General features: G+C 64.9%; 28 protein-coding genes. 10 read left to right on the top strand and 18 right to left on the bottom strand.

All coding sequences use genetic code 11. The features are described 5' to 3' along the window. Nucleotides 1–26: 26 nt before the first annotated feature. Entirely contained in the window at nucleotides 27–968 is a 942-nt protein-coding gene (locus H163_RS0117635) for an alpha/beta hydrolase (RefSeq protein WP_019965939.1), read from the bottom strand. Continuing rightward, nucleotides 965–1,651, bottom strand: coding sequence for a GntR family transcriptional regulator (locus H163_RS0117630; RefSeq protein ID WP_019965938.1), 687 nt, complete (start codon nucleotides 1,649–1,651; stop codon nucleotides 965–967). The genes H163_RS0117635 and H163_RS0117630 overlap by 4 nt, the downstream gene beginning before the upstream one ends. 150 nt (nucleotides 1,652–1,801) lie before the next feature. On the opposite strand from H163_RS0117630, the gene H163_RS0117625 reads away from it, so the two are divergent. Both H163_RS0117625 and H163_RS0117620 read left to right on the top strand, forming a co-directional pair. Beyond that, a complete protein-coding gene (locus tag H163_RS0117625) occupies nucleotides 1,802–2,908 on the top strand; it encodes an ABC transporter ATP-binding protein (RefSeq protein WP_026356002.1) in 1,107 nt (368 codons plus the stop codon). Nucleotides 2,909–3,122: 214 nt separating this feature from the next. Next, a complete protein-coding gene (locus H163_RS0117620; RefSeq protein ID WP_019965936.1) occupies nucleotides 3,123–3,617 on the top strand; it encodes a cupin domain-containing protein in 495 nt (164 codons plus the stop codon). Nucleotides 3,618–3,663: 46 nt separating this feature from the next. Here the strand turns inward: H163_RS0117620 and H163_RS0117615 are convergent, their stop codons facing one another. Next, complete coding sequence (locus tag H163_RS0117615; RefSeq protein WP_019965935.1) at nucleotides 3,664–4,584, bottom strand: LysR substrate-binding domain-containing protein; 921 nt, start codon at nucleotides 4,582–4,584, stop codon at nucleotides 3,664–3,666. A gap of 111 nt (nucleotides 4,585–4,695) precedes the next feature. Between H163_RS0117615 and H163_RS0117610 the strand changes: the two genes are divergently transcribed. Continuing rightward, on the top strand, nucleotides 4,696–6,078 hold the full coding sequence (locus H163_RS0117610) for an aminotransferase-like domain-containing protein (protein WP_019965934.1): 1,383 nt from the start codon (nucleotides 4,696–4,698) through the stop codon (nucleotides 6,076–6,078). Between the two features lie 28 nt (nucleotides 6,079–6,106). Here H163_RS0117610 and H163_RS0117605 read toward each other — a convergent pair whose 3' ends face one another. From H163_RS0117605 to nirK, 8 genes are all read right to left on the bottom strand, one after another. Beyond that, on the bottom strand, nucleotides 6,107–6,517 hold the full coding sequence (locus tag H163_RS0117605; protein ID WP_019965933.1) for a hypothetical protein: 411 nt from the start codon (nucleotides 6,515–6,517) through the stop codon (nucleotides 6,107–6,109). Between the two features lie 15 nt (nucleotides 6,518–6,532). Next, nucleotides 6,533–7,696 carry an NnrS family protein gene (locus H163_RS0117600; protein WP_019965932.1) on the bottom strand — a complete coding sequence of 388 codons (1,164 nt, stop codon included), beginning with the start codon at nucleotides 7,694–7,696 and terminating at the stop codon, nucleotides 6,533–6,535. Between the two features lie 448 nt (nucleotides 7,697–8,144). Next, on the bottom strand, nucleotides 8,145–8,576 hold the full coding sequence (locus H163_RS0117595; RefSeq protein ID WP_019965931.1) for a pseudoazurin: 432 nt from the start codon (nucleotides 8,574–8,576) through the stop codon (nucleotides 8,145–8,147). Nucleotides 8,577–8,655: 79 nt separating this feature from the next. Continuing rightward, nucleotides 8,656–9,789: a hypothetical protein gene (locus H163_RS0117590; protein ID WP_244296156.1), complete on the bottom strand. Its 1,134-nt coding sequence runs from the start codon at nucleotides 9,787–9,789 to the stop codon at nucleotides 8,656–8,658. Beyond that, nucleotides 9,756–10,124: a metal-sulfur cluster assembly factor gene (locus H163_RS23120; RefSeq protein ID WP_019965929.1), complete on the bottom strand. Its 369-nt coding sequence runs from the start codon at nucleotides 10,122–10,124 to the stop codon at nucleotides 9,756–9,758. The genes H163_RS0117590 and H163_RS23120 overlap by 34 nt, the downstream gene beginning before the upstream one ends. A gap of 103 nt (nucleotides 10,125–10,227) precedes the next feature. Continuing rightward, the gene (locus H163_RS0117580) at nucleotides 10,228–10,620 is read right to left on the bottom strand and encodes a hypothetical protein (protein ID WP_019965928.1); all 393 of its coding nucleotides are present in this window, start codon (nucleotides 10,618–10,620) and stop codon (nucleotides 10,228–10,230) included. Then, complete coding sequence (locus tag H163_RS0117575; RefSeq protein ID WP_019965927.1) at nucleotides 10,605–11,438, bottom strand: SUMF1/EgtB/PvdO family nonheme iron enzyme; 834 nt, start codon at nucleotides 11,436–11,438, stop codon at nucleotides 10,605–10,607. The genes H163_RS0117580 and H163_RS0117575 overlap by 16 nt, the downstream gene beginning before the upstream one ends. A gap of 80 nt (nucleotides 11,439–11,518) precedes the next feature. Then, on the bottom strand, nucleotides 11,519–12,649 hold the full coding sequence (gene nirK, locus H163_RS0117570) for a copper-containing nitrite reductase (RefSeq protein ID WP_026355999.1): 1,131 nt from the start codon (nucleotides 12,647–12,649) through the stop codon (nucleotides 11,519–11,521). Nucleotides 12,650–12,824: 175 nt separating this feature from the next. On the opposite strand from nirK, the gene H163_RS0117565 reads away from it, so the two are divergent. Continuing rightward, nucleotides 12,825–13,529, top strand: a complete 705-nt coding sequence (locus tag H163_RS0117565) for a Crp/Fnr family transcriptional regulator (RefSeq protein WP_040679157.1) — start codon at nucleotides 12,825–12,827, stop codon at nucleotides 13,527–13,529. A gap of 102 nt (nucleotides 13,530–13,631) precedes the next feature. Beyond that, on the top strand, nucleotides 13,632–13,970 hold the full coding sequence (locus tag H163_RS23765; RefSeq protein WP_019965924.1) for a DUF2249 domain-containing protein: 339 nt from the start codon (nucleotides 13,632–13,634) through the stop codon (nucleotides 13,968–13,970). Between the two features lie 42 nt (nucleotides 13,971–14,012). Here H163_RS23765 and H163_RS23110 read toward each other — a convergent pair whose 3' ends face one another. The 6 genes from H163_RS23110 to H163_RS0117530 form a co-directional block, all read right to left on the bottom strand. Then, nucleotides 14,013–14,294, bottom strand: coding sequence for a DUF6522 family protein (locus tag H163_RS23110; RefSeq protein WP_019965923.1), 282 nt, complete (start codon nucleotides 14,292–14,294; stop codon nucleotides 14,013–14,015). Continuing rightward, the gene (locus H163_RS0117550; RefSeq protein WP_019965922.1) at nucleotides 14,291–14,524 is read right to left on the bottom strand and encodes a DUF1858 domain-containing protein; all 234 of its coding nucleotides are present in this window, start codon (nucleotides 14,522–14,524) and stop codon (nucleotides 14,291–14,293) included. Before H163_RS0117550 ends, H163_RS23110 begins: the two co-directional genes overlap by 4 nt. 117 nt (nucleotides 14,525–14,641) lie before the next feature. Then, entirely contained in the window at nucleotides 14,642–16,549 is a 1,908-nt protein-coding gene (locus H163_RS0117545) for a nitric oxide reductase activation protein NorD (protein ID WP_019965921.1), read from the bottom strand. A gap of 3 nt (nucleotides 16,550–16,552) precedes the next feature. Next, nucleotides 16,553–17,359: a CbbQ/NirQ/NorQ/GpvN family protein gene (locus tag H163_RS0117540; protein WP_019965920.1), complete on the bottom strand. Its 807-nt coding sequence runs from the start codon at nucleotides 17,357–17,359 to the stop codon at nucleotides 16,553–16,555. A gap of 117 nt (nucleotides 17,360–17,476) precedes the next feature. After that, on the bottom strand, nucleotides 17,477–18,835 hold the full coding sequence (locus H163_RS23105) for a cbb3-type cytochrome c oxidase subunit I (RefSeq protein ID WP_040679156.1): 1,359 nt from the start codon (nucleotides 18,833–18,835) through the stop codon (nucleotides 17,477–17,479). A 12-nt stretch (nucleotides 18,836–18,847) separates the two neighbouring features. Beyond that, nucleotides 18,848–19,330, bottom strand: coding sequence for a c-type cytochrome (locus tag H163_RS0117530; RefSeq protein WP_019965918.1), 483 nt, complete (start codon nucleotides 19,328–19,330; stop codon nucleotides 18,848–18,850). A gap of 193 nt (nucleotides 19,331–19,523) precedes the next feature. Between H163_RS0117530 and mog the strand changes: the two genes are divergently transcribed. From mog to H163_RS0117510, 4 genes are all read left to right on the top strand, one after another. Beyond that, the gene (gene mog / locus H163_RS0117525) at nucleotides 19,524–20,057 is read left to right on the top strand and encodes a molybdopterin adenylyltransferase (protein ID WP_019965917.1); all 534 of its coding nucleotides are present in this window, start codon (nucleotides 19,524–19,526) and stop codon (nucleotides 20,055–20,057) included. 94 nt (nucleotides 20,058–20,151) lie between these two features. Continuing rightward, a complete protein-coding gene (locus tag H163_RS0117520; RefSeq protein WP_019965916.1) occupies nucleotides 20,152–21,657 on the top strand; it encodes a UbiD family decarboxylase in 1,506 nt (501 codons plus the stop codon). Beyond that, nucleotides 21,654–22,283: a UbiX family flavin prenyltransferase gene (locus tag H163_RS0117515; RefSeq protein WP_019965915.1), complete on the top strand. Its 630-nt coding sequence runs from the start codon at nucleotides 21,654–21,656 to the stop codon at nucleotides 22,281–22,283. The genes H163_RS0117520 and H163_RS0117515 overlap by 4 nt, the downstream gene beginning before the upstream one ends. Next, nucleotides 22,280–22,975 carry an NnrU family protein gene (locus tag H163_RS0117510; RefSeq protein ID WP_019965914.1) on the top strand — a complete coding sequence of 232 codons (696 nt, stop codon included), beginning with the start codon at nucleotides 22,280–22,282 and terminating at the stop codon, nucleotides 22,973–22,975. The genes H163_RS0117515 and H163_RS0117510 overlap by 4 nt, the downstream gene beginning before the upstream one ends. A 24-nt stretch (nucleotides 22,976–22,999) precedes the next feature. Here the strand turns inward: H163_RS0117510 and H163_RS0117505 are convergent, their stop codons facing one another. Then, nucleotides 23,000–23,698: a cyclic nucleotide-binding domain-containing protein gene (locus tag H163_RS0117505; RefSeq protein ID WP_019965913.1), complete on the bottom strand. Its 699-nt coding sequence runs from the start codon at nucleotides 23,696–23,698 to the stop codon at nucleotides 23,000–23,002. A 220-nt stretch (nucleotides 23,699–23,918) separates the two neighbouring features. Between H163_RS0117505 and H163_RS0117500 the strand changes: the two genes are divergently transcribed. Then, nucleotides 23,919–26,672, top strand: coding sequence for a nitrate/nitrite transporter (locus tag H163_RS0117500; protein WP_019965912.1), 2,754 nt, complete (start codon nucleotides 23,919–23,921; stop codon nucleotides 26,670–26,672). Nucleotides 26,673–26,676 lie beyond the last annotated feature (4 nt).

Here is a 26,676-nt window from a genome sequence, read left to right as displayed (position 1 = left end):
GAACTCGCGGGTAATTTACGGCGGGTTCAGGTCATCGTGCGGAACGCCTCGCCCGCACGGTCAAAGGCAGCCTCCGCCTGAGGCAGCCAGATGCTCATCTGCATGAAGCCGTGCACCACACCGGGCACGGTGTCGAAAGGGTCCTTGCGGCCAAGCGCATGCAGCCTTGCGGCCAGCGCCTCGCTGTCGGAGCGCAGCGGATCGACCTCTGCGGCATTGAGATAAAGCGGCGGCAGGGCGGCGAGGATCTCATCGGATGCGCGCGCCGGGGTCAGGCAGGGGTCGGACAGGCGCTGGTCTTCCGGCGCATAGAAATCCCAGTAACGCTGCATCTTGCCGCGCGTCAGGCCGGGGCCCTCGGCCACCTGCCGGTAGCTGGGGCTTTCAAAGTTCGCGTCGAACACGCCATAGAACAGCAGCCCGCAGTGCGGCAGATCGCGGCCCTTGAGGCGGATCATCAGCGCCAGCGCCAGATTGGCTCCGGCGCTGTCACCGGACACCGACCAGCGCCGGCCGGAAAGGACATGCTCGCGCTCCGCCCAGAGCGATAGGCAATCGTCCAATCCTGCCGGATAGGGATGTTCCGGCGCCAGCCGGTAATCGAAGGTGATGACGGGTGCGCCCGTTGCCAGAGCCAGACGCCGGGCCGCGCCTTCATGGGTTGCCGCCGAGCAGAAGGCCCAGCCGCCGCCATGGATGTAAAGGATGGCCTCACGTCCCGTATCGGACGGGGGGATGAAGACGAATGCCCGCCGCCCGCCAGGCGTTTCCACGATCAGTTCCCGTGCCATGGCCGGGGCGGGGCCGTTCCAGCGCCGGTTGGCAGCTTCGGCCTTTGCGCGGCCTTCGGCCGGCAGCAGCAGTGTCGGGTCCGGCTGCACGCCGTCTTCGGCCATCAGCCGCTCCATCACGGCCTGCATCTCCGGGGCAAGCGGCGGCAGGGGCAGAGTGTCGCGGTCCGCCTTCATGATGGCATGCCCCCCACCGTCATCACCGCCGGCCCCAGATCGACGATGGTGGAGATGTGATGGGAGAGGGCCTGATGCAGCGCCTTGGCATCGCGGGCCTCGACGGCCTCGATGATGACCACATGCCGGTTGGCAGTTGCCATCAGGTCGCGATCTTCAGCGCGGCTGTTGAGGATCTTGAAACGCTGGCTGTGCACGAGGCAGCGGGCCAGCACCGGCTCGACCACAGGCATATGCGCGGCGGCGAAAAGGCTCAGGTGGAAGTGGCAGTCGTGCTGAAGCAGGGAGTATTCATCTTCCTGCAGCGCGGCAAGGCGCATCATCTGCAAGTGGCCTTCCAGCGTCTTCATCAGCGCGCCATCGGTTGCTTCGGCCACGCGGATGGCGGCCCGGCATTCGATGTCATGGCGGATGTGCAGCAGCTCGCGCACGTCTTCGGAATTCGCCGGGGAAACATGGGTGTCGCGGCGGGCGCGGCGGATGATCAGCCCTTCCTCGGACAGGCGCATCAGGGCCTCGCGGATGGTGCCCTGCGCTACCTCGAAACGCTGGGCCAGCTCCAGCTCGCGCAGCACTTCGCCCGCAGCCAGCTTGCCGAGAACGATCTCGCGGCGCAAAGCCTCCTCAACCAGCTCGCTGCGGCTGGGCTGTGTCCGGGATCTGAGGTTTTCAACGGCGCTCATGCAGGATCTTCCGTTCGCCACGGGTATTTCAGTCGTATTGATAATCGCATTCTTATTGATAATGTCAACCGTATTGATAATATGGTTTTGAAATTTCCGGCTGGGAGGCCGGAGCGCGGTATGAATGCACACAAGCTTGAGGAGGAAACGATGGCGCGGATTGAGCTGGCGAAGGTCGTCAAACGCTATGGCGCGGTGGAGGCCATTCATGGCGTCGATCTGGAGATCGGGGACGGGGAATTCGTCGCTTTTGTCGGCCCTTCCGGCTGTGGCAAGTCCACCATGCTGCGCATGATCGCGGGGCTTGAGGAGATCAGCGGCGGCACGCTGCGCATTGGCGAGGCCGTGGTCAACGATGTGGAGCCCAAGGGCCGCGACGTGGCCATGGTGTTTCAGGATTATGCCCTCTACCCGCATATGAGCGTGGCGCAGAACATCGCCTTCGGCCTGAAGATGCGCGGCGAGGCGCCGGAGGTGATCCGCCAGAAGGTGGAGGAAGCCGCCCGCATCCTGCAGCTCGAAGACTATCTGGAGCGCAAGCCCGGCCAGCTGTCCGGCGGCCAGCGCCAGCGCGTTGCCATGGGCCGGGCCATCGTGCGCAAGCCCAAGGTTTTCCTGTTTGACGAGCCGCTGTCGAACCTCGATGCCAAGCTCCGGGTGGAAATGCGCACCCAGATCAAGCGCCTGCACCGCATGCTGCGCACCACGACCATCTACGTCACCCATGATCAGGTGGAAGCCATGACGCTGGCCGACCGCGTGGTGGTGCTGCGCGGCGGCAATCTCATCCAGCATGGCCGCCCGCTGGAGCTTTACGAGCGCCCCAACTGCCGCTTCGTCGCCGAATTCATCGGCTCACCGCAGATGAACATCCTGCCCGGTGTGGTCATCAGTTCCGATGGCAGCCCGGCCGTGGAACTGGACGGCGGGGCAATGGTCCAGACGCCCGGTCTTGCGGCTGAGCCCGGACGCAAGGTAGATGTCGGCATCCGGCCCGAGCATATCGAGGCCTGCGCCGAAGCCGAGGCGGATCTCATCGTGGACGTGGATGTGCTGGAGGAGCTTGGCTCCGACACGCTGGCCATCTGCCTGTGGGCCGGGCGCGAACTCACCGTCCGCCTTCCCGCCGGTCCCGGTTCAGGCCAAGGCTCAAGCATGGGCTCAAATCTGGGCTTCGCCGCCCGCTCCCGCCTTCCCTTGCGCTTGCGCCGCGATTGCCTGCATGTCTTCGACGCGCAGACTGGTGTGCGTTTGTGAGGGATGTCAGCTGCCGTTCCTTCGGCTTGCGGCAATCCGTCCCTCCTGCAGCCACCTGAGGGCAATGGGCCAGAGGGTGGGGCGGAAGCGGGTGTGGAAGAAGTTGCATCTGTCGATTGACCATAGCTGCGGCGGGACTGAAGAGCATTCACTTGCGCCGGGCTGCATTGCGGGTTCCTCTGCAAGGTGAGGAAACCTGTCAGGACACTGCAATATGAAACCGGTTGTGACACTTGCCACCCTTCCGATGGAAACACAGGCCCATGGGGAGAGCTTTGAGGCGCGCAAGGCGGCGGTGGCAGCGCCGCTGGGCGCCACGCGGCTCGGCGCGCGCTATGTGGAGATCCCGCCCGGCAAGAAGGGCTGGCCCTATCACTGCCATCTGGCCAATGACGAGATGTTCGTCATCCTCTCCGGCTGCGGCACCTTGCGCTACGGCGAAGAGGAGTTTCCGTTGGCGGCGGGGGATGTAGCCGTCTGCCCCGCCGGCGGGCCGGAGACCGCGCATCAGCTGATTGCGGGGCCGGATGAAGCGCTGCGCTATCTCGCTGTCGGCAGCATGCATGAACCGGACGTGGTCGAATATCCCGACAGCGGCAAGATGGCGATCTATGCCGGGGCCGCGCCGGGCGGCGATGCCAGGGCGCGCCGCCTTGCGCTCACCTTCCAGCGCCCTGCGGCCGCCGGATATTGGGATGGCGAGGACTGAGCATGCTTGCCTGGTTGCCGGCGCGTCCATCTCGCCGGGACCGGCATCAGCCGGCGCGGCGCAGATCGCCGGTTTCCGCCAGCAGCCATGTTCTGAGGTTGCGGATGCGCCGGTCGCGCTCCAGCGCAGGCGGATAGCACAGGTAATAGCCGGCCTCTGCTGCCACCCGGTGGGCGAAGAGCAGGGACAGCCGCCCGGCGGCAATGTCCTCAGCCGCAAGTTCCGGCCCGGCAAAGGTGATGCCCGTGCCATCCAGCGCCGCCTTGAGGCTGAGGCTGGTGGAATCGACGGTGATGATGGTGGCGGGCTGCACCGGGGCGCCGGGCAGGGAGGCATTCCAGCGGGCAAAACCCTCGTGCCGGTGGCCGGAGATGAAGAGCGTGCTGCGGCTGACAAGCGCGCGGGCATCCTCTCCGGCTGTTCCCCGGCCCAAGAGGGTCAGGGTCTCGTCGAAGAGGTGTTCGCTCACCGTGCCGGTCCAGTGCCCCTTGCCATGGCGCACGGCGGCTTCGGCGCTGCCCGCGGCCAGATCGGCCACCTCCTGCGTGGTCTGCAGTTCCAGTTCAAACCCCGGCCGGGCCGCCGGATAGGCGGCAAGGCGGGGCAGCAGCCAGTGGGCGGCAAAGCCGGGCGGCAGCGACAGGCGCAAGGGGCCGAGCTTGCGCCCGGTCTGCAAGCTGCCGACGCTCTCCGCGATCTGGCGGAAGCCCGCGGAAAGCCCCGGGGTCAGCATCCGCCCGGCCTGCGTCAGCTCCAGTCTTGCGCCCGTCCGGCGCAGCAGCTCCACGCCCAGGCTGTCTTCCAGCAGGCGGATCTGGTGGCTGACAGCCGAGGGCGTGACGCCGATTTCTGCTGCGGCACCCTTGACCGAAAGATGCCGCGCTGCCGCCTCGAAAGCCCTCAGGGCATTGAGCGGAACGGGAAGGCGCACGGGGCCGCCGTGCAAAGCCTTGTTATCCTGCTGCATGGCTCTGATCCTGTTTCCGGTTCTGTTTGCTGTCCCGGAAGGAGGATCGTAGAGCTCGTGACACTCGTGGTACAATGCAAAAGCGTCACGTGACGCAATTGGAGACCTCGGATGCGCCTCAAGTCGCCCTGGAAGCCGCGCCTTTCCGGTGAAGCGCAACTGCCCTGCGACAGGCTGGCGGCGGCACTGGCGGAGGATATCCTTGATGGAAAGCTTGCCGCAGGCGAGCGTTTGCCGCCGCACCGCGACCTTGCCTGGCATCTGGGCATTGGGCTTGGCTCGGTGACCAAGGCTTACGGCATTCTGGAGCGGCGCGGCCTTGTCTATGCGGTCAAGGGCAGCGGTACTTTCGTCGCGGCGACCGGCGGGCGCAAGGGGGTGGTGATCGACCTGTCGCAGAACGCCCCGCCTGCTGTCATGAGCGAGCGGCTTCTGGCCCGCACGCTGACGGCTCTCGCCCGGCAGGCAGAGCCTGCGCTGTTCAATGCCTATCCGCCTGTGCCCGGACATGTGCGTTTTCGTGCCGGCCTTGCCCGCTGGTTCGGACGGCTTGGTACGGAGACGGACCCCGGCCGCCTGCTGCTCACCGGGGGCGCGCAGCACGCGCTGACACTCTGCGTGTCGATGCTGTGCGGCCCCGGCAGCCTGCTGCTGGTGGAGGCGCAGACCTATCCCTGTCTGCTGACGCTTGCCCGGCACACAGGCGTGCGGATGGCCGCTGTGGCCATGGACGGGGAGGGTATGATGCCGGAGGCGCTTGACCGGGCCTTGCAGGCGGCGGGACCGGATGTGCGGGCGTCTGTCTATCTGATGCCCACCATGCAGAACCCGGTTGCCACCTGCATGAGCCGTGCCCGGCGGCAGGACATTCTCACTGTCTGCCGCAGGCATGATGCCTTGATCATCGAGGACGATGTTTATGCGCTGGGTGCCGATCCTGCGCTGCCCTCGCTCGCGAGCCTTGACCCGGAACGGGTGTTCTACATCAACAGCCTGTCAAAAACGCTCAACCCTTCGCTGCGCATCGGCGGGCTGGCGGTGCCTGCGGCCTGGCAGGAGCGCACCGAGACCAGCCTTTATGCCACGGGGCTGATGATCTCGCCGCTCAACTGTCTGGTGATGGAGCACTGGATCATGGATGGCACGGCGCAGACCATTTGCGATGCCATCGGCGAGGAGGCGGCGCGCCGGCGGGCACTGGCCGCCAGCATTCTGGGTGACGCGATGCTGCCGCACTCGAACCTTGGCTATCACGTGTGGCTGCCGATGGCGGATCAGGAGGCGCAGGGGCTGGCTGCAGCAGCGCGGGCGCTGGGCATTCTCGTCACCGATCCGCTGGCAACCGCCGCCGCACCGGAAAACGGGGCGGCTGGCGTGCGGCTGTGCATCGGCGCCCCGGCGCAGGCGGAACTTGAAAGCGCGCTCAAGGCCATTGCCGGGCTTCTTGCCAACCTGCGCGGGCCAGTTGCCGAGCCGCTGGCCTTTCAGGCGTAGTTCGAACCAAGAGGCATCTTGCTGCACGTCACATTTCGTCATGCCAGAAGCTGGGCAGCAGGGCGCAGAAGATAAGCGCAGTGAATTGGATGAGCCCATGCGCTTCCGTAAACCGGCTGAAATGGCGGGCGAGCGGAACGCCGCACAGGCCAGCAGCGATACTGGCATCCAGCAACAGAAATAGGATCAGCATTCCCGTTCCGGCTGATATGGGGTGCTGCCGGATCGCCCGGTCCTGCCAGCCACTGGCGAGCATTGCAAGGCAGAGGGCCAGAAAGACCGCTGCCTCCATCAAGGCGCCGGGCAGCGGACCCGCATGGGCATCAAGCCAGAGAGTGCGGGTGATGCCGGTGGCGATGTAAGCGGCGGACAGCGGCAGGCCATAGGCAAGAGCGGCCTGAAGGCCATGCCCGGTCCTGTTCGGCGCCTGCCGGTCCATCGGGCAGTTCTCCCTTCATCCCGCCTTGGCCGGGGGCAGCAGCAGGCGGCGGGCATAACCGGCGGCAAAGGCGAGATAAGCTCCGGCCCAGGCGAGTGCCGCAGTGTCCAGCAGGGCCCGTGCTGCGTCTCCCGCATGAGGAGAGGCGATACGGGCGATCGTGCCGAGGATGACCAGCGAAAAGATGGCCAGATCCAGCCTGTCTGCCGTCAGCGGATGGCCCGAGTGGCCCCGGCTGGCGCGGGTCATGACGGCCAGTGTCATGACGCCGATGGCGCCTGCCGTCCACAGATGCACAGACGCTGTTGCATCGCCAATCTGCGGCAGCAGCAGGGCACAAGGCACCGCAAGAAAGCCGAGCGCAAGAATGAGGTGGCCGATATGGAGGATGAGCAGCAGCGGTTCACGCCTTGCCGCCAGCCCGCACCAGCGCGTCAGCCGCCAGATCTGCCCGGCTCCTGCCAGCAACATGATGATGGCTGTTGCCAGAGCGTCCGGCAGGATTGTCCAGAGCACAAGCGCTGCGCCACTCAGCACCATGATGGCGGCGTCGGCCTTGTTGAAGGTGACCGGCAGTTTCGCCGCCTTGCGGGCGTTGAGCCAGTTGCGGGTAAAGGCCGGGATGATGCGCCCGCCGATCATGAGAATGAGCAGGATCACCAGCGACAGGCTCGCCCTGAGCGAGACATCTGCCACGCCGGTCTGTGCTACTTCCAGATGAAAGCCGAGATCCGCCAAGGCCAGCAGGCCGATCACGGCGGCGATCTTCAGATTGCGCAAATTGCGGGCGGCGATCACCTCCCGCGCCATCACGCCAGCGAGGGTGACGGGAAAAAGCACATCCAGCACGGCCACCGGAAGGGGGCCGAGATTGGCGCCGCATGTGACGGCCACCCGTCCCGCCAGCCACAGCAGCACCAGCGCCAGCAGCAGCGCGCCCGAAACCGGCGGACGGCCGGTCCAGTTGGCCACCGCCGTCAGACCGAAACCCGCGATGATGGCCATGGCACCGCCAAACAGCAGCGTATGCACATGCCAGTCCCGTGGCACGAACAGGGTGGGCACAGTGAAAAGGCCCGTATAGACCGGCACCCACATCAGCACGGAGGCTGCCATGGCAAGGGCGCCAAGGAAGAAGAACGGCCTGAAGCCGCCGGAAAGCCAATGCGGGTTGGTCATGTGATGATCTCCCTGGCGGTGCCTTGCGGGATTTTGAATGCGTCTCAGCAACTGCGTTCTGTGGGGACAGCCGGTCAGGCACTTATTTTTCTGCCTGCTTGGGCCGAGGCTGGTGATTTCCCCTCCTCTCAAGGGGGCAATGTTTACAACGGACAGCCAGTCAGGCTCCAACTCCTCTCCCCCCTTGAGGGGGAGATGCCCCCGGCAGGGGGCAGAGGGGGGTATGCAGCCTGTCCGGTTGTAAGAGAGGGCCTGCCGTATTGAGGCGCTGCTACCCCCCTCTGTCTGCTGACGCAGACATCTCCCCCTCAAGGGGGGAGAGGGGCGCTGCGGCAAAACGAAGGCCCAATCTTCCTCCGTGCGTCCAAAGTAAACACTGTCCCTCAAGGGGAAGGGGGCTGAAAAGCCGTGCGGTGGTGGCCAGATTGCCGCCTCGTCCCAATGCCGTTCAAAGCCCGCCGAGCAGGGCTTCGAACTTCTTGCCGGCCTTGCCGGGGGTCTTGACGGTCTTGGCGGTTTCCAGATTGACCGGGGCGCCGACGACGACGGCGGCGACCATGCCCATGCCCAGATGCGGCTTGCATTTGATGCCGTAGACGCCTTCCTCAGTGAAGGTGACAGTGACATCCTTGCCCATCTTTCCAACGAAGGGTTCGGCGCCTTCCGGCAGCATGCCGGGGATGGTTTCAGCGTTGTGGCCGGCATCCGTCGCCTTGAAAGTGACGGTGTCGCCGGGAGCGATGGTGATCAGTTCCGGCTCGAAGACCATGGCACCGGCCTCGCCCTTGTTCAGCATCTTGACTTCATGATCGGCCGCTGCGGCCATGCCGGTGAGGCTGACGACCATAGCCGTGGCGAGGATGAGGGAATTGATGGACATGACATTCTCCAAAGTTGAATTTTAAATTCAGGTATGTGGAAGAAATAGCCTCCGGCACGGCGGGCGACGTTGAGCCAGGTCAAACTGGATGACGGTTGTTGTGCGCTGCACAGGCTTTGCGCTGGCGGTGCCGGCTGGAGAGAATAAGTGTTGCTGCATAGAGGCCGAGCGCGCCCATGGTGAGCCAGCCTGACGCATTGCGCAGGCTGTCCTGTTCCAGCAGGTTGCCCGCCACCCGCAACGCCGTTGCGCCTTGCAGAAGCGCAAGCGGCAGGTAGAGCGCGGCCGAATAGCGGATGCGCATGCCTGCGACGGCGGGCAGGATGATGGGGGCATGGGCAAAGACCATGGACAGCACGAAGCCGAGGCCGATGGCATGCAGCGCAATGTCATGCCCCGCCGCAGAAGTTCCCGGCGGCAGGATCAGCAGCGCTGCTGCGGCCACGAGCAGCCAGCCATAGCCGCACAGAAGGGCGGCGGCGGAATAGCGGGCAAGGCCTTCGCCCCTTATGGTGATCAGCGCCACGTCATTGACCGTCAGCCACAGGGCAAGCCCGGCGAGCGCCGCGCCTGTGAACCAGGGCACTCCGGCAAAGGGCTCGCCCGTCAGCAGCCCGAGGCAGAAGACGGCAACCAGCGGGACCAGCAATCCGGCCTGCAGAGGCCCGCGCTGGCGCAGGCGGGACAGTTCGATCCGTTCCGCCGTGATGGTGAGGATGAGGAAACCCAGCCAGATATAAGCGGCAAGGGCCGGGTCACCGGTGAGGAGCCACATGCCCGTGCCTATGGGCCAAAGCACTGCAGCCACCAGCAAGACGACGCTGAACAGGGTGCGCAGCGCCAGCGCCGCCTGCGCGCTCAGAATGCCAAGGCCTGCACCGGCAGCAAGGAAGGCGAGGGCGGCTGACTGCGGCTCGAACCAGATCAGAACGGCGCCGATCCCAGATACAGCAGGCACGGCGAGGGCTGCAGCCGAGCCTTGCGCCACCGCCCGCTCCAGCGCGATCAGGGTGCCGAAGAAGCCGCAGAGCATGAAGACCGAATGCCGGTCCGAAACTGAAAGGGCAAGATCGAAAAGCCCCAGCCGCGCCAGCCCGGCGCCAAGGCCCGTGACAAGGCTCGCCAGCGCCAGCACGGCGGTGAGAAGGCGGATTGCTTGCGCCATGGAGCGGGGCATGGTCAGCGCCACAGCCTTGCCCGCAGATGCTGCCAAAGGCCGGGGCCCGTATCAGCGGCTGGTGCAGGATTTTCGCCTCCAAAACGCTGGCGCACATGCGGGGCGGCGAGGTCCGGCGTCCAGCGGAAGGCGCGGTCGAGCGTGACTTCCACTTCCGTCTGCGGCGCGGCAATCTCCTCCACGGCGATGGATGCGGTTTCGGCGATCAGCCCGCCCAGCGGACAGGTGGGCGTTGTCATGCCAAGGGTGATGCGGATGCGTCCGGGCGTGCAGGCGATCTCCCGGACAAGCCCGAGATCCACAATGCTGACGCCCAGTTCCGGATCATCGACGGTGCTGAGAGCTGCGAGGATGGAGGCTTCGCCGGTCATGGGACAATTGCTCCTGTGGGGCTCCTGCGGGTGGATGTTGCAGGAAGTGTGCGGCAGTTGCCGCTCCGCCTCTTTGTGCAGGCACAAGCTTTGACGCAGCTTGTCAGCCGTCCTGCCGTGAGGCGCCCGGCTGCATTGCGGCCAGAAGCTCAAGGCTTGCCACCCCTTGCGCGGCGGCAGCGGCAATCTGGCGGAAGGCATCGGCGAGAACGGCAAGGTCGGAGGCATCCATTTCGGCCGCACCGGGGGATTCAAGATCCTGCAGATAGGGAAGGAAACCGGCCAGCTGGCGGGTGCGCTCCCTTGCGCTTTCCAGCAGGCGGCGGCGGGTGCGGCGGATTTCGAATTCGGTGAAGACGGCGACCGTCCGCTCCACCTCCTCCTGACAGGCACAAGGCAGGCCCATGTCCTGCAGAACATGCGCCAACCGCTGCAGCAGGGCGGTGTCTGCCGCAGCGGGCTGGGGCTTGAGGTCTGGCTCTAGAAACCCAGCCATTGCCGCACTCCCGTTTCCTCGCGCACCAGCCGGATGCCGAGATTGGCGGGCGGCACGCCCACCGAACAGGCCCCGGCCTTGGGATCGCGGAAGAAGGTTGTCATCAGCGCCCGGTGGCGCCCTTCGGCGACGCGGATGCCGCAGTTCTCAGTTTCCCGCACCTCTCCGCCGGGCAGCACATGGTGGCGGCGGTAGCAGGTGGAGGTCCATTCCCAGACATTGCCGGCAAGGTCCTGAAGCCCGTGCTCATTGGTGCCGAAGTGTCCGGCCGGCATGGGTTTGGGGTCGATCTCCTCCTGCAGTTTCGATTCAATATCGTAGACCGCAATCCAGCGCCGCGACGGGTTGGCCGGGTCGCTGATCTCCGTATAGGCATCGTCCTTGAAGCGCGATCCGGCGGCGAGCGCCCATTCCCGGTCGGTCGGCAGGCGCCACGTCTCTCCGGTCTTGGCCGACAGCCAGGCGGCATAGGCTTCCGCATCGATGAAATTGACGCCGGTGACCGGCAGATCCGGCGCGCCCTTTGTGCCGAGCGCAAGGCAGGCTCCGTCGGCCACGCAGGTATCATAGGCGCCGCGCGTCACCTGCGCCCGCATGATGGTGAGCGGGGCTTCCAGCGTCAGCGGCACCCGCGGGCCGTTGACTGGCGTGCCCCGGTCCAGAAACTCGCCGGGCTCCCGGTAGGCGAGGGCGGCCTCTTCCAGCCTGACTGTCTCCGGTGCGGGATGTGGGGCCTTTGGTGCGGCTGCAAAGCCCTGCAGCAGAGTGAGGAGGGCAAGGCCTGCAACGGCGGCGCTGGTGTATCTGATCAAGGTCATGGATGACCTCCTGATCGCCAGAGGGGGAGAGAAGAGGGAAGCTGCGGCAGCCCGGAGAGGCGGACTGCCGCAGCATGCTGTCAGTTGCTGGGGATCGGGCCGGGGGCCGAGACCTGCATCATCAGGTCATTGTCCCAGTCGCCTTCCACCTTGAAGTGGGCGGCTGCCCCCAGTTCCATGGCCTCGATGAGGTTGTGGTTGACATAGGCGTAGATGCCCGGCTGAAGGAACTTGTAGGTCGCCACGGCGGCGCTGCCGCCGGCCACGAACCAGGTTTCCAGCCCCTTTTCCGGCGGATTGTCGAACTTGCCGCGCTCCCAGACATGGTCGCCGTGGCCGCCGATGAGATGCGGGCGGGTGTCCCGGTTGGCCGAGCTGTGGATCATCAGCACGGTCTCGCCAACATTGGCCTTCATGGCCTTCTCGCCCGTCAGCGCGCCAACGGCGCCGTTGAACACGACATGGGTGGGCACCAGCCCCTTCATCACCTCCACCGTATCGGCATAGGCCTCGCCGGGGCTGTCGTAGTCCACGTATTTGCCGTTCTCGTCCTTTGGCACGTAGAGGTCGAACTCGCCGATGGTATAGGCCCGGTCATAGTGGATCGGGTTGCCTGCCTCATCCTTCAGCCCGTCACGCGGCAGCACCAGAATGGTGCCCGACATGCCGCTGACCACGTGCCAGGCGACCATGCCCGTGGGAGCGCAGTGATAGACGAAGGCGCCGTTCTTCGTGGCCTTGAAGCGCAAGGTGGCCTGTTCGCCGGGGTTGACGAAGGTCAGCTGCGCGCCGCCGAGGGCACCGGTGGCCGAATGGAAGTCGATGTTGTGCGGCATCGAGTTGGTTTCGGGGTTGATCAGCGTCAGTTCGACGTAGTCCCCTTCATGCACCACCATGGTCGGGCCGGGCATCGAGCCGTCGAAGGTCATGGCCTGGAAGGTGGTGCCTTCGCCGTCGATGACGATCTTCTTTTCCTCGATGGTCATGGTGAACTGGACGACCTTCGGTCCGCCCTTGGCCACCTGATCATGCTCCATGACGAAGGGCGGGGCGACGAGTCTGGCCTTCACGCGCTCCAGTCCGGCGGTCAGATCCGTCTGTCCGGTTGCGGCCTTCAGCGTGGGGTTGGGGCCTTCTTCCGCATGGAGCGGCGCTGCGATCAGAAGGGCGATGGCGGCTGCGCCACACAGGGCTTCACGGCGGGTCAACATGGCATTTCCTTTCATTCAGGTTGCCTTGGGTGTTGACTGGATTACAGAACAAAGGGCAGTAGATGTGTTTGCGAAAAGGCAAACAGTGCAACGGTGGTTGCGGGGGATGCCATTTGGTCGCAGTTGATGAAACAAGTCATTGCTGCGGCTTTGAAAAGTGATCTGGAGAAATTCAATGGCCGTGCATCGACTGGATCGCTCGCTCATTCGTAACCTAAGTATTTTCCAGTACATGAGTGACGCGGATCTTGATAACGTCCTTTCCACCGCCAGTGTGCGTCAGTTGCCGGATGGGGCCGCAGCCTTCATGCAGGGTGTCGAGGCGACGGAATTCTTCTGTCTGCTGAACGGGCGGCTGAAGGTCATCCAGACCACGCCGGATGGCCAGCAGGTGGTGGTGCGGCACGTCAATCCGGGCGATATCTTCGGCATTGCAAGAGCCATGCGGCGTCCGGATTATCCGGCAACGGCCACCGCCATCGTCGACAGTCTGGCGCTGGCCTGGCCCTCGAACCAGTGGGAAGCCTTCATCGCCCGCAGCCCGACGCTGGCGCTCAATGCGCTGCAGACCGTGGGTCAGCGCCTGCAGGATGCACACACGCGCATTCTGGAGCTTTCGACGGAAGAGGTGGAGCGGCGCGTTGCCCATGCGGTGCTGCGGCTGGTGCGTCAGGCCGGCAGGAAGACGGAAGAGGGCATTCTCATCGATTTCCCGGTGACCCGGCAGGACATTGCGGAAATGACCGGCACGACGCTGCATACCGTCAGCCGGGTAATGACCGCCTGGGAAGCCAAGGGGCTTGTCCAGTCCAGCCGCAAGCGTGTTGTCGTGGTGGATCCGCACCGGCTTTATCTCTTGGCGGAAAGCAGTGGCGACTAAGCCGGGCCGGGCAGAGGCGCTCCGGAGTTTGTTCCCCGACAAGGAAAGCAGCATGCTAAGCTTCTAGCTGTTGAGGCCTCAACCTCTGTCACGGAGCCTCAGATGACCCTTTCCGCTGTCCAGCACGATCCTGTTCCTCCGGTCACCGTCGACCTGCGCCCCCTGCCGCGCCCGCAGCGCCACATGCTGGTCTTCCGCCAGTTCGAGGCGCTGATGCCGGGCGAAAGCTTCGAGTTGATCAACGACCACAATCCGCTCGGCCTGCTGCATCAGTTCGAGCATTATCTGCCGGGCCAGTTCACCTGGACCTACCGGGTGGAAGGACCTGCCGACTGGCACGTCATCGTTGGCCGTCCTCGGGACGGCGAAGTTGCCAAGGTGGATCACAGCCATTCGGACAGCTGCGGCTGCGGTTCTTCGGGCCGGGGCGGTTGTGGCTGATGCTTGAACACCGGCTGCCCGGTCCGCCAGTGCGGACCGGGTTCAGCGCAGTTGCGGGCCCTGGCGCATGGCAGGGGGCAAGGGATGCTGGCCGAAGTCGACGAGGCTGCGGCGCAGAATGGTTCCGGCGGCATCGGCGATGAGCGTCAGGCGCTTGTTGCCATGGAAGAACAGGCAGGCGAACCGGCCTTCGTCCTCATCGCGCCCCTCATGCAGACGGCAGGTGATGCCCCCCGCCCGCATCAGGCGCAAGGCCTCTTCCGGCGGCATCTGCAAGCCGGCGGCGATATCCTTCAGGTCGATTTCCGGTGCTTCGCGTGTCATGGCGTCTTTCCTCTGGCGCCGAGGATAACCCGGTTCACGTCGCTCAGGAACTCCTCAAGCGGCACATGATGCTCCTCGCAGGCCTCCCGCACATCATGCAGATGGGCAATGGGGCAGCCGATGCAACGCATCTTGCGGCGGATGAAGACGGGGATGGTCTCCTTGTAGGTCTCCATCATCCCGTCCAGGATGGTTTCCGCGCAGACCGGGCCCCTCAGGATCGTGACCATGTTTCTGCCTCCCTGGCTGATGCGAGGCCTCCTTCGGGTGGAGGCCTGCAGCCTTCATGCTGCGCCTGCAGGCGGCGGGCGACGTTGCGCGGGCGCAAAGTTTCAGCTTGTTGCAAGCTATCCCACCAGCTGCCGGTAAATGGCCGGAAGCGCCGAGGGCAGACGGTCCGGATGGGTGATGATGGCATAGGCGCCCCGTCCGAAGAGCCAGGGGAAATAGTCCCGCGCCTCCTCGTCCACCGTCACGCCGAACACCTTGAGCCCTTGCTTGCGTGCTTCCCGGATGGCCGCGCGGGTGTCCTCGATGCCATAGCGGCCTTCGTAATAGTCGATGTCATTGGGTTTGCCATCGGTCAGCAGCAGGAGCAGCCGGTGGCGCTGCGGGCGTTGGGCCAGTTGTGCGCTCACATGACGGATGGCGGCGCCCATGCGGGTGTATTGCCCCGGCTTCAGCCCCTCGATCCGCCGCAGCACCCGATTGTCCACGGCATCGCCGAAGTCCTTCACCGTATCCACCTGCACGGCGCTGCGGCGGCGGGAGGTGAAGGTGAAGATGGCATGCTCGTCCCCGCAGGCATCCAGCCCTTGCGTCAGCGCCAGAAGCGCGGCCTTCTCCACGTCGATCACCCGGTGGGTGCCGAGGGATGCATCCGTCGACAGGGATACATCCATCAGCACGGCCATGGACAGGTCCCGCTCGATGGCGCGACCGGCGAGAAAGAGGTTTTCCGAGCCAGCGCCCCCTGCCTTGCGGTCGGCGGCGGCGCGCACCAGAGCCGAGAGATCAAGGTCTTCGCCATCCGGCTGGCCATGCAGCACCACGCGGCGCGGGCGCAGGGCCTCGAAGTGGCGCCGCACGGCCCGGATCTGGCGCTGCATCTCCCCCGTGGGCTGCCAGCCTTCGCTGTCTTCCCTGGCACGGCCGGTAATGACCCGGCAGTGATCCGGGCGCAGCGTCTGCTTTTTCCAGTCCCATTCGGGATAGGTCAGGCCCGATGTGAGGCTGGTTTCTTCAGCATCTGCCGGGGCTAGGTCGAGGTCCAGCTTCAGCCTTGCAGCCGTGCGCTGACGGTTGGCACCGATGGTGAGTTCGCTCATGTCTTCGGCTGCCTGTCTGGCGCCATCCTCGTCGTCTTCATCGACACGGCGGTTCACATTCACCATTTCAGCCAGCGAGAAGATCGTCTCGAAGCGGTGGAAGCAGAGCGGATCGCCCCGGTCGCTCTGATCGGTCTGCCGCCGCTCGGCCTGCCGCCGGCGCGCGTCGGCGGATACGGAGCGCCCGTTTGCCTCGTCCCGCTCGTCCGGCTGGGGCGCGCCTGCGGTCAGGCGGATTTCCCCGAACAAAGGTACCGGCAGGAAAGGCCGGTAGCCGCGCGGGGCGCGGAACATGCGAAGGTCTGCATCCGGTTCCTCGATGGCGGCAAGAAGGCTGTTGTCGGGCGGGCGGCGTCCGCCCAGAAGGGCGCAGATGGCCTCTTCCAGCCTTGCCTCCACCGGCGGCAGGCGGCGTTCGGGCCGGACGGAAAGAGCGGCCGCACGCAGCCGGTGAAACAAGGCTCTCAAGCCCGGCCATGTGTTCAGCGCCTCCCGCGTGGCGGCAACCGCAGCGCGCAGGGAGAGAAGGTCGCTGACGAAAGGATCCTCATGGGGCGACACCGGCTCCGCATGGGCAAACCAGGCGGCGAGCCATTCGTAGAGCGCGGCATTGTCTTCCTTCTGCGGAAAACAGTCGATCACCGGCGGCAGGCGCAGCGCTGCGGTATCGAGAACGGCGCGCTCCAGCTTTTCCTGTCCCAGCCCCACGCGGCGCAGCAGGCTGAGCCGGTGGCCGGACACGGCGGGGGCCGCTTCCGCAATGCGGATGGCGCCGCTGCCGCCCAGCGCCCGGAACAGCACGCCGAGCCGCAGGCGCATGTCTGCGAGCGGCACGCCTGCCTCCGGGTGGCGGGGCAGGGTGGTGAGACTGCCCACCAGCGCGTGCCAGTGCGAGCCGACGAATTCCTCCGGTTCGAAAATCGGCATGTTTTACCCCAGTGCGAGTTCCGCCACCCGTGCCAGTGCCGCCTGCACGTCGGCATCATCGCTGAGCGGCTGCAGCAGGGCAGCTTCCAGCGCGGCGGCGGGTTTCACGCCGGCGCGGATCAGAGTGGCGGCATAGACGAGAAGCCGGGTGGAGGCGCCTTCCTCCACGTCCTGGCCCTTGAGATCGCGCAGGGCATTGGCGACGCGCACCAGCGGCACGCAGCGGTCCTTCGGCAGGCCGCTTTCGGCCGAGACGATGGCCGCTTCCGTGTCCGGATCGGGATAGCCGAACTCCAGCGCGATGAAGCGCTGGCGGGTTGAAGGCTTCAGGGCCTTCAGCACATTCTGGTAGCCGGGATTGTAGGAGATCACGAGCATGAACTCCGGCGGGGCGCTCAACATTTCGCCGGTGCGCTCCAGCGGCAGGATGCGCCGGTCGTCGGTGACGGGATGCAGCACCACGGTCACATCCTTGCGCGCCTCCACCACCTCGTCGAGATAGAGGATCGCGCCTTCACGGATGGCGCGGGTCAGCGGGCCATCGGCCCAAACGGTCTCTCCGCCTTTCAGCAGATAGCGGCCCGTCAGGTCGGCGGCCGTCAGGTCATCGTGACAGGCGACCGTATAGAGCGGGCGGCCAAGGCGTTCGGCCATATGGGCGACGAAACGGGTCTTGCCGCAGCCGGTCGGCCCTTTCAGCAGCACCGGCAGGCGGTTGCGGTAGGCCTGCTCGAACAGCAGGCATTCGTTGCCCGAAGGGGCGTAGAAAGGCGCAGCGGATGCCGGTTGCGCAGAGTGCGGGGCGGTCATGAAGATCTCCTTGAATACTTCTTTGGGATCACGCCTCTGGGCTCACGCCTCTGGGATCACGGCACTGGCGTGAAAGGGGGCTCCGGGCGCGGCCCACCACCGCGCCCGGAGCAAGGCTCATTCGGCAGGCTGGGGAGCTGCCTGAGCCTTTCGCTGGGCGGCCAGCCGCCTGTCACGGACAGGGCCGAAGACGGACCAGAGGAACATCAGCGCAGCAATCAGCACCAGCACGCCGGAGCCGAGGCGCACCCAGTAGAACGGGGCGATTTCGTCCTGCACGTCCATGTAGGACATGCCCATCACCCGCTGCAGATGCACCTGCACCGCACCGGCGAAGGTGAGGGCAAAGGTCATCACCGTCATCGCCCCGCTCATGATCCAGAAGGAGATGATGTTCAGCGTCTGGTGATAGGGCGCCTTGCCGCGCAGATAGGGCATGGCGTAGCTGATGAGCGCGAGGTTCAGCATCACATAGGCGCCATAGAAGGCGAGGTGCCCGTGTGCGGCCGTCACCTGGGTTCCGTGGGTGTAGTAGTTCACGAAAGACAGGGTGTGCAGGAAGCCCCAGACGCCCGCCCCGAAGAAGGCACCCACCGTGCAGCCCAGCGACCACAGCATGGCCGCCCGGTTCGGATGGTCCTTGCGGCCCTTGAACACCATGGAAAAGGCGAAGATGACCATGGCGAAGAAGGGGGCAATCTCAAGGGCGGAGAAGATCGATCCCACCCACTGCCAGTAGCCCGGCGCGCCGATCCAGTAATAGTGGTGGCCGGTGCCCAGCAGCCCCGAGAAGAGGGCCAGGCCGACGATGGAATAGAGCCACTTCTCGATCACTTCCCGGTCGACGCCGGTCATCTTGATCATCAGGAAGGCAAGGACCGAAGCCATCACCAGTTCCCACACGCCTTCCACCCACAGATGGACGATGTACCACCAGTAGACCTTGTCCAGCGACAGGTTGTCCGGCGCATAGAAGGCAAAGAGCCAGAAGACGGCAATGCCCCAAAGGCCCAGCAGCAGCACGCTGGTGACGGCGGTGCGGCGGCCCTTCAGCACGGTCATGGAGACGTTGTAGAGGAAGATCAGCGCCACCACGACGATGGCGATCTTGATCCAGAGCGGCTGCTCCAGGAACTCGCGCCCCTCATGGATGCCCTGCGTATAGCCGATGACGGCGGCAAGCGCGCCGAACATCAGCAGGCCAAGCTGGATATAGGCCAGCAGCGGGCTTTCGATGTCCCGCTCTGCCTCTTCCGGCACCAGATAATAGGCGCAGCCGAAGAAGCCCATCAGCAGCCACACGATCAGCGCATTGGTGTGGATCATGCGGATGATGTTGAAGGGCATCAGTTCGGACAGGGTGTTCGGCAGCACATAAACTGTGCCGGCGAGCGCGCCCGCGGCGATCTGCACGCCGAAGAGGATCATGGCGCAGACGAAGTACCAGTAGGCCACTCTTTGGGAAGCGTATTTCATGATTGTCCCTCCTCAGCCCGCGTCATTGGGCGGCCAGCCCTGTGTGTCGATGCGGCTGGTCCATTCGAGGAAATCGACGAGGTCGTTCAGTTCCTGATCTGTCAGGTGAAACTGCGGCATCTGGCGGCGGCCCTCGATGCCGGAAGGCTGGGCCTGCATCCAGGCAATCAGCCCCTCGCGGGCGGCCTGCGGATCGTCCTTGCCGCCATAGCGGACCCAGACGTTGCCGACTTCAGGCGCGAAATAGGCGCCTTCGCCGAGGATCGAGTGGCAGTTGACGCAGGCGTGCTTTTCCCACACGTGCTTGCCGCGGATGACGCCCTCGGTCAGTGTTGCCTCGTCCGTGGACTTGGTGACGATGTGCCAGTGGCTTTGGGCGGTGAGCCCGGCGAAGACAAGGAAGAAGAAGATCGACCCGCCGTAGAAGATGTTGCGTGCGGCCGATTTCGTGAAACGCCCGGCCGGTGGCCGGTGCGGTTCATGAGGTGATGACATGCTGTGGTCTCCCGTTGTTGGCGATTGCCAGCGGTGGGCTCACAGCTAAGGTCTTCGGGGGCGTGGGACGTTGTTGCGGAACAAACTTCAGCGTCCTTGCAGGTTGCATATCCGTTTGCGCGGACGCAAACTGGCCACTCGCCCGCAATGCCAAGCCTTCTCCCGAAGATGATTTTCAAGAGGGACAGACCCCATGCCCCTACCTAAGATTGCCATTGTCACCGTCTCCGACCGGGCGAGTGCGGGCACCTATCAGGACCTCAGCGGACCGGCCATCTTCGACTGGCTGAAGGAAGCGGTGCTGCCGCCGTTTGAAGTGGTGTGCCGGCTCATTCCGGATGGTGCGGACAGCGTGGCCACGACACTGCAGGCGCTGTGCGATGTGGAGCGCTGCGACCTCATTCTCGTGACCGGCGGAACGGGCCCCGCGCCGCGCGACCAGACGCCGGAAGGCGTCAGCCTCATTGCCGAACGGCATCTGCCGGGCTTCGGCGAGACCATGCGCCGGGCCAATCTTGCCGAAGTGCCGACCGCGATTCTCTCCCGTCAGGAGGCCGTGACGCGCGGCGCCAGCCTCATCATCACCCTGCCGGGCAAGCCTGCGGCCATCGCCACCTCACTCAATGCCATCTTTGCCGCTGTTCCTTATTGCCTTGACCTCATCGGCGCGGCCCGCATCGAGACCAACCCGGATGTGGTCGCGGCCTTCCGTCCCAAGGGGGCGTGAACTTCCCGTCCGCCAGATTGATGCGCATCAACCTTCGGGGGCAGGAGGGCTGCTAAGCCTTGCCAGTCTTTTGCCGTCTTTTGCCCGGGCCCTCATGCGCACGCTTCCTCCCTTTCCCGATCTCCGCTCCTTCCTAGGCTGGTGTGCCGGGGAGGGCACGTTCCGGCGCATTGCCTCGCCTGTCGCGCTTGCCGAGGAAATGACGGCGGTGCACCGGCAGGTGCTGCTGAAGGGCGGGCCTGTGCTGCAATTCGATGCGCCGATGCATGCAGACGGGCGGATCAGTCCGTTGCCTGTTGTCACCAATCTCTTCGGCACGCGGGAGCGGGTGGCGGCAGGGCTGGGCGTGGGGCTTACGGATATTCCGGCGCTGGGCCAGTTTCTGGCGGCCCTGCGCAATCCGGTGCCGCCGGACGGGGTGCGGGACGCGCTCTCGCGCTGGCCGCAACTGGCCGCTGCCCTGCGCAACCGGCCGAGGCTGACCAGCCGGGCGCCGGTGCAGGACGAGGTGATGAAAGAGCCTGATCTTTCGCTTTTGCCCGTGCAGACCTGCTGGCCGGAAGACGGCGGGCCGCTGGTGACCTGGCCGGTGGTTCTGACCCGGCCGGAAGGTTCTGCGCTGACGGATACGGCCGCCTATAATGCCGGGGTGTACCGGGCGCAGGTGCTGGACAGCGGCAGGATGATCCTGCGCTGGCTCGCCCATCGCGGCGGTGCTGCCCATCACCGCAGCTACATGAACGCTGATGCCGGGCGCGGCAAGCCGATGCCGGTGGCGGTCGTGCTGGGCGCCGATCCCGCGCTGTTGCTGGGGGCTGCCTTGCCCCTGCCGGAAACCGTTTCGGAACTCGCTTTTTCCGGGGTTCTGCGCGGAGCGCGCACCCGTCTTGTGCCAGCCCGCACCATTCCCATGCTGGTTCCCGCGGATGCGGAGATCATCATCGAAGGCTGGGTGCAGCCGGGTGACACGGCGCCTGAAGGCCCGTTCGGCGATCACACGGGTTACTACAATTCGGTCGAGCCTTTCCCCGTTCTGACGGTCAGCGCGATCACTCACCGGCGCGATCCGCTGTATCTCTCCACCTGGACCGGCCGCCCGCCGGATGAGCCCTCGGTCATCGGCGAGGTCTTCAATGATCTGGCCCTGCCGGTCATCCGCCAGCAGATCCCGGAGGTGCGCGATCTGTGGCTGCCGCCGGCTGCCTGCTCCTACCGCATGGCTGTGGTCAGTATCGCCAAGCGCTATCCGGGGCAGGCGCGGCGGGTGATGATGGCCTTGTGGGGTATGCTGCCGCAATTCAGCTACACCAAGATGGTCGTGGTGGTGGATGAGGATATCGATCCGCGCAATTGGGATGACATCGCCTGGGCGCTCGCCACCCGCTATGACCCCGCCCGCGACAGCATGATCCTCGACCGCACGCCGATGGATTACCTCGACTTTGCCTCGCCCCTCGATGGGCTGGCGGGCAAGATCGGCCTTGATGCGACGGTGAAGCTTGGCGCGGAAACCCAGCGCCCCTTCGGCAAGGTCATGAAGCTGAGCGCTGCCGCCGAGGCCGCTGCGCAGCGCATTCTGGCGGCGGAGGGCCTGTCATGAGACACGTTGTTCTGGGCGTCTCGGGGGCATCTGGCGCGGCGCTGGCTCTGGCGGCGGCGCGGGAACTCACAGCCCGGTCCATCCGCTTTGATCTGGTGACAAGCCCGGCAGCAGAGCGCACGCTGATGCTGGAATGCGGGGCAGGGGCATTGGAAAGTCTCTCCGCGCTTGCTGCCTGCCATCATCCGGCGGACGATGTGGGTGCGCGCATTGCCTCCGGTTCCTTTCCCGTGGACGGCATGATCGTGGCGCCCTGTTCCATGCGCAGCCTTGCGGCCATTGCCCATGGGCTGGATGACAATCTGCTGGTGCGTGCGGCCTCGGTGCAGCTGAAGGAGCGCCGCCCGCTGGTGCTGCTGGCGCGCGAAGCCCCGCTCACGCTCGCCCATCTGCGTAACATGACGCTGGTCACCGAAATGGGCGGCATCATCCTGCCGCCGGTTCCGGCCTTCTATCTGCGTCCGGCAGGTCTTGACGAGGTGACCGCCCAGATTGCCGCCCGCGCCATCGATCTCCTGCGCCTCGGCCCGCCGCGTGCGGCGGCGTGGGCGGGGGCGGAGATGCGGCCTACACATGATCAGGTCAGGGCCGCTGGCGCTGGCGGTCTGCGGAGGACTGGGGAATGAGTGCTGTTCTTGGCGCCGGCGAGTTCATTCTTGCCTTCATGGTGTTCCTGCTCGCACACCGGATACCAACCATTCCGGTGGTCCGCTCAACATGTGCCGCAACACTGGGGCCGCGCGGCTTCACACTGGCTTACTCGGTCCTCTCCCTGCTGCTGCTGGCATGGGTGATTGGCGCCGCCGGCCGTGCACCTTATGTGCATCTCTGGGATACGGTTCCCGCTCTCGCCTATTTCGCACTTGCCCTGATGATGGCTGCATTCCTGATCTCGTCTCTGGCGCTCGGGCGCCCAAATCCGTTTTCCTTCGGGGGCATGAACAACGGGCAATTTGATCCCGCCCGGCCGGGCATCGTGCGTTTGACGCGCCATCCGCTGCTGGTGGCGCTGGCGCTCTGGTCGCTTGCGCATCTCGCGGCCAAGGGCAACGCCGCGCATGTGCTGATGTTCGGCAGTTTCCTTGCGTTCTCGTTTCTGGGAATGCGCATGCTGAACCGGCGCAAACAGCGGCAGATGGGCGGGCGCTGGCAGGAGCTTGACTCAGCCGTTGCCGCAAGGCCTTTGCCGGCTTGCCTTCTGCCGCTGCGGGAAACGGTGCTGAGAGGCTGTGTGGCCGTCGCGCTGCTTTACCTGATGCTGCTGCTGCATCCCGTTCTGTTAGGCGTTGATCCGCTGCATGCCCATTTTCTGGGGTAAACGAGGCTGCAGTCCCCGGCTGCCTCAGGACGATGGATCGTCGATGAGGGGCGCGGGCCTTGCAAAGCGCTCCAGCTCCGCCCGCTTCTCGATCACCACGCGGCTGCCGTCGATATGGACGCCATAGGGTGACAGGGCTTTGATGGCACGGGACATATTCTCGGGGGTCATGCCCAGAAGAGACGCAAGTTTCCGCTTCTCCAGGTCAAGCACATAGGCATCGGCCCCGTTGCGGGCGGCACTTTCCTGCAGAATGTAATTGGCAAGCCGCTCCAGCGAGGTGCGCAGTTTCAGCGTCTTGGTGTGCTTGATCGAGGCCCGGTAGCAGGTTGCAAGCTCACGCACGACCGCACGGGCGAAACCGCTGTCGGCATCAAATATGCGGCGCACGTCCTCGGAAGGCAGCATGACAATGCGTGAGCGCTCAAGGGTTTTCGCCGACATCAGATAAGGCGCGTTGCGGATGGTGGCTGCCAGGATGAAGGTTGAGACCGGCCGCACGATGCTGATTGTCGTCTCCTTGCCGGACCAGGTGGCGTAAAGCTCGACGCTGCCGTCAATGATGACATGCAGAAAATCGCTGCTGTCGCCTTCATGGATCAGATCCACCAGAGGCGGGAAGGACTGCACATAGGCGCCACGCATGACAGCTTCGAAATTCTCGTCCTGCATGCTGTGGAACAGGTCGAGCTGCCGGATTTCGTCCAGATAGGCTGTTTTCATGTCGCGCCTCTATTTCCTTCGCAAATAGTGTTCTATTGATTGATAATTGTCAATCCTTCTGTCGAACTATAATTTTTGAACTGTAATAAATCGTCAATCGCATGTAGTGATAGTTTCTTGTTTAGATTTATTTCGATCTGCTTCTGGTTTGTTTTGATGCAGGTCAAGTTTATGGTCTGCAGTCATTGGCAGTCTCCCATCGGCATCGCGACGCGAATAGATGCTGGAACCGGGAGAGTTTCCTGTGATTACATCCCCCTCCGTAACGAGTGGGGCGCAGAATCGTGCGCTTGCACTCAGTACCATCGCCTTCACGGCCTGCTTTGCGGTCTGGACGATCTTTTCCATCATCGGTGTTGCCATCAAGGAAGAGCTGGGCCTGTCCGAGTTCCAGTTCGGGCTGCTCGTGGCGACGCCGATCCTCACCGGCTCGGTGACGCGCCTGTTTCTGGGTGTCTGGACCGAGAGGTTCGGCGGACGGCTGGTGTTTTCCGCCCAGATGCTGCTGACGGCAGCGGCCACCTGGATCCTGACCTTCGCCAGCACCTATCCGATGTATCTGCTGGCCGCGCTCGGCATCGGCCTTGCCGGGGGCTCCTTCATCATCGGCGTTGCCTATGTCTCGCGCTGGTATGATGCGGGCCATCAGGGCACGGCGCTTGGCATTTTCGGTGCGGGCAATGTGGGTGCGGCGGTCACCAAGTTCATCGCGCCCTTCGTCATGGTGGCCTATGGCTGGCAGGGTGTTGCCCATGTGTGGGCGGCAGGTCTGGCGCTCATGGGCATCGCCTTCTATCTGCTGGCGGAAGATGACCCGCAGCTGGTGGCGCGCCGCAAGTCCGGTGTGAAGGCACCGTCCCTTGCCGAGCAGTTTGCGCCTCTGAAGAACCTGCAGGTCTGGCGCTTCTCGCTCTACTATTTCTTCGTCTTCGGCGCCTTCGTCGGGCTGGCCCTGTGGATGCCGCACTACCTCATCTCCGTCTATGGCGTGGATGTGAAGACGGCCGGCATGGCGGCTGCGGCCTTCTCCCTGTCCGCCTCCCTGTTCCGCGCCTATGGCGGGCACCTGTCGGACCGCTTCGGCGCACGGTCGGTGATGTACTGGACCTTCGGCTTCTCGCTGGTCCTCCTGTTCATGCTGTCCTATCCGCCAACGGACTACGTCATTCGCGGCAAGGACGGGCTGATCACCTTCTCCACCCAGATGGACCTGTGGCCCTTCGTCATCACCATGTTTGTCCTCGGCTTCTTCATGAGCCTCGGCAAGGCGGCGGTGTTCAAGCACATCCCGGTCTATTATCCGCAGCATGTGGGCGCAGTCGGCGGTCTGGTCGGCATGATCGGCGGCCTCGGTGGCTTCATCCTGCCGATCACCTTCGGCGCACTGCTCGATGTCACGGGCATCTACACCAGCTGCTTCGCGCTTCTCTTCCTGCTGGTGGCCGTGTCGCTTGGCTGGATGCACATGTCGATCCGCCAGATGGAACGCGCTGCCCACGGGGCCGAACTCGACAAGCTGCCCGCCCTGCCGGAAATGCAGGAAATCCACCAGCCGGGCCGCACAGTCATGAAGAAGGTGCTGGACGACTGGCGGCCGGAAGACCCGCAGTTCTGGCAGGAAAAGGGCAGGGCGGTTGCCCGCCGCAACCTGTGGATCTCGATCCCCGCGCTGCTGCTGGCCTTCTCGGTCTGGATGGTGTGGTCCGTCGTGGTTGCCCGGCTTCCGGCCATCGGCTTCAACTTCACGCCCTCGCAGCTGTTCTGGCTGGCGGCCCTGCCGGGCCTGTCGGGCGCGACGCTGCGGATCTTCTACAGCTTCATGGTGCCGATCTTCGGCGGACGGCTTTGGACGGCACTTTCCACTGCCTCGCTGCTGCTGCCGGCCATGGGCATCGGCTATGCGGTGCAGGACCCCTCGACGCCTTACCTGATCTTCCTGGTGCTGGCGCTGCTGTGCGGCTTCGGCGGCGGCAACTTCGCCTCCTCCATGGCCAACATCGCCTTCTTCTTCCCCAAGGCGGAGAAGGGCAACGCGCTGGCCCTGAATGCCGGGCTCGGTAATCTCGGTGTGTCGGTCATGCAGTTCCTGGTGCCGGCCGTCATCACCACGGGTGTCTTCGGTGTCCTTGGCGGGGCGCCGCAGACCCTGAGCGACGGCACGCAGCTGTTCATGCAGAACGCCGGTTTCATCTGGGTGCCCTTCATTCTGGCAGCCACCGCCCTGGCCTGGCTTTGCATGAACGACATTGCCGATGCCAAGGCGAGCTTCCGCGAACAGGCCATCATCTTCTCGCGCAAGCACAACTGGCTGATGTGCATCCTCTACACCGGCACCTTCGGCAGCTTCATCGGCTATTCGGCGGGCTTCCCGCTGCTGACCAAGCTGCAGTTCCCGGATGTGAATGCGCTGCAGTTCGTCTTCCTCGGGCCGCTCGTCGGTGCGCTCAGCCGCGCCGGTACGGGCTGGATCAGCGACCGCTTCGGCGGCGGGCGGGTGACGCTGTGGACCTTCGCGGGCATGATCATCGCCGTCTTCGGGGTGATCAGCTTCCTGCCGCAAGGCGGTGAAGGCGGCAGCTTCATGGGCTTCTTCGCCTGCTTCATGGCGCTGTTCTTCCTCACCGGTGTCGGCAATGCCTCCACCTTCCAGATGATCCCGGCGATCATGGCCTCGGAAATCCCCCGGCTGATGCCGGAACTGGATGAGGCGAGCCGCCGCCGTCAGGTGGAGCGGGAAAGCGCTGCCATCATCGCCTTCACCAGTGCGGTTGCGGCCTATGGCGCCTTCTTCATCCCCAAGGCCTATGGCACCTCCATCGAGATGACCGGCGGCCCGGTGGCCGCGCTCTGGGGCTTCCTCGCCTTCTACGTGATCTGCCTCGTCATCACCTGGGCCGCCTACACCCGGCCCGGCGGGCTGCTGCACGCCATCGAAACACGCCGTGCGGCGCCCCGTGCCGCCCACCCTGCATGACCGG

Origin of the sequence: Pannonibacter phragmitetus DSM 14782 (assembly GCF_000382365.1) — a bacterium.
In the GTDB taxonomy this organism is placed as follows: domain Bacteria; phylum Pseudomonadota; class Alphaproteobacteria; order Rhizobiales; family Stappiaceae; genus Pannonibacter; species Pannonibacter phragmitetus.
The sequence above is the reverse complement of the archived record's forward strand: the minus strand, read 5'-3'. Positions and strand labels throughout refer to the sequence as shown.

What these genes read in the sequence shown, in the direction of transcription:
- H163_RS0117635 (WP_019965939.1), bottom strand. Translation starts at nt 968, where the DNA reads ATGAAGGCGGACCGCGACACTCTGCCCCTGCCGCCGCTTGCCCCGGAG.
- H163_RS0117630 (WP_019965938.1), bottom strand. Translation starts at nt 1,651, where the DNA reads ATGAGCGCCGTTGAAAACCTCAGATCCCGGACACAGCCCAGCCGCAGC.
- H163_RS0117625 (WP_026356002.1), top strand. Translation starts at nt 1,802, where the DNA reads ATGGCGCGGATTGAGCTGGCGAAGGTCGTCAAACGCTATGGCGCGGTG.
- H163_RS0117620 (WP_019965936.1), top strand. Translation starts at nt 3,123, where the DNA reads ATGAAACCGGTTGTGACACTTGCCACCCTTCCGATGGAAACACAGGCC.
- H163_RS0117615 (WP_019965935.1), bottom strand. Translation starts at nt 4,584, where the DNA reads ATGCAGCAGGATAACAAGGCTTTGCACGGCGGCCCCGTGCGCCTTCCC.
- H163_RS0117610 (WP_019965934.1), top strand. Translation starts at nt 4,696, where the DNA reads ATGCGCCTCAAGTCGCCCTGGAAGCCGCGCCTTTCCGGTGAAGCGCAA.
- H163_RS0117605 (WP_019965933.1), bottom strand. Translation starts at nt 6,517, where the DNA reads ATGGACCGGCAGGCGCCGAACAGGACCGGGCATGGCCTTCAGGCCGCT.
- H163_RS0117600 (WP_019965932.1), bottom strand. Translation starts at nt 7,696, where the DNA reads ATGACCAACCCGCATTGGCTTTCCGGCGGCTTCAGGCCGTTCTTCTTC.
- H163_RS0117595 (WP_019965931.1), bottom strand. Translation starts at nt 8,576, where the DNA reads ATGTCCATCAATTCCCTCATCCTCGCCACGGCTATGGTCGTCAGCCTC.
- H163_RS23120 (WP_019965929.1), bottom strand. Translation starts at nt 10,124, where the DNA reads ATGACCGGCGAAGCCTCCATCCTCGCAGCTCTCAGCACCGTCGATGAT.
- H163_RS0117580 (WP_019965928.1), bottom strand. Translation starts at nt 10,620, where the DNA reads ATGGCTGGGTTTCTAGAGCCAGACCTCAAGCCCCAGCCCGCTGCGGCA.
- H163_RS0117575 (WP_019965927.1), bottom strand. Translation starts at nt 11,438, where the DNA reads ATGACCTTGATCAGATACACCAGCGCCGCCGTTGCAGGCCTTGCCCTC.
- nirK (WP_026355999.1), bottom strand. Translation starts at nt 12,649, where the DNA reads ATGTTGACCCGCCGTGAAGCCCTGTGTGGCGCAGCCGCCATCGCCCTT.
- H163_RS0117565 (WP_040679157.1), top strand. Translation starts at nt 12,825, where the DNA reads ATGGCCGTGCATCGACTGGATCGCTCGCTCATTCGTAACCTAAGTATT.
- H163_RS23765 (WP_019965924.1), top strand. Translation starts at nt 13,632, where the DNA reads ATGACCCTTTCCGCTGTCCAGCACGATCCTGTTCCTCCGGTCACCGTC.
- H163_RS23110 (WP_019965923.1), bottom strand. Translation starts at nt 14,294, where the DNA reads ATGACACGCGAAGCACCGGAAATCGACCTGAAGGATATCGCCGCCGGC.
- H163_RS0117550 (WP_019965922.1), bottom strand. Translation starts at nt 14,524, where the DNA reads ATGGTCACGATCCTGAGGGGCCCGGTCTGCGCGGAAACCATCCTGGAC.
- H163_RS0117545 (WP_019965921.1), bottom strand. Translation starts at nt 16,549, where the DNA reads ATGCCGATTTTCGAACCGGAGGAATTCGTCGGCTCGCACTGGCACGCG.
- H163_RS0117540 (WP_019965920.1), bottom strand. Translation starts at nt 17,359, where the DNA reads ATGACCGCCCCGCACTCTGCGCAACCGGCATCCGCTGCGCCTTTCTAC.
- H163_RS23105 (WP_040679156.1), bottom strand. Translation starts at nt 18,835, where the DNA reads ATGAAATACGCTTCCCAAAGAGTGGCCTACTGGTACTTCGTCTGCGCC.
- H163_RS0117530 (WP_019965918.1), bottom strand. Translation starts at nt 19,330, where the DNA reads ATGTCATCACCTCATGAACCGCACCGGCCACCGGCCGGGCGTTTCACG.
- mog (WP_019965917.1), top strand. Translation starts at nt 19,524, where the DNA reads ATGCCCCTACCTAAGATTGCCATTGTCACCGTCTCCGACCGGGCGAGT.
- H163_RS0117520 (WP_019965916.1), top strand. Translation starts at nt 20,152, where the DNA reads ATGCGCACGCTTCCTCCCTTTCCCGATCTCCGCTCCTTCCTAGGCTGG.
- H163_RS0117515 (WP_019965915.1), top strand. Translation starts at nt 21,654, where the DNA reads ATGAGACACGTTGTTCTGGGCGTCTCGGGGGCATCTGGCGCGGCGCTG.
- H163_RS0117510 (WP_019965914.1), top strand. Translation starts at nt 22,280, where the DNA reads ATGAGTGCTGTTCTTGGCGCCGGCGAGTTCATTCTTGCCTTCATGGTG.
- H163_RS0117505 (WP_019965913.1), bottom strand. Translation starts at nt 23,698, where the DNA reads ATGAAAACAGCCTATCTGGACGAAATCCGGCAGCTCGACCTGTTCCAC.
- H163_RS0117500 (WP_019965912.1), top strand. Translation starts at nt 23,919, where the DNA reads ATGCTGGAACCGGGAGAGTTTCCTGTGATTACATCCCCCTCCGTAACG.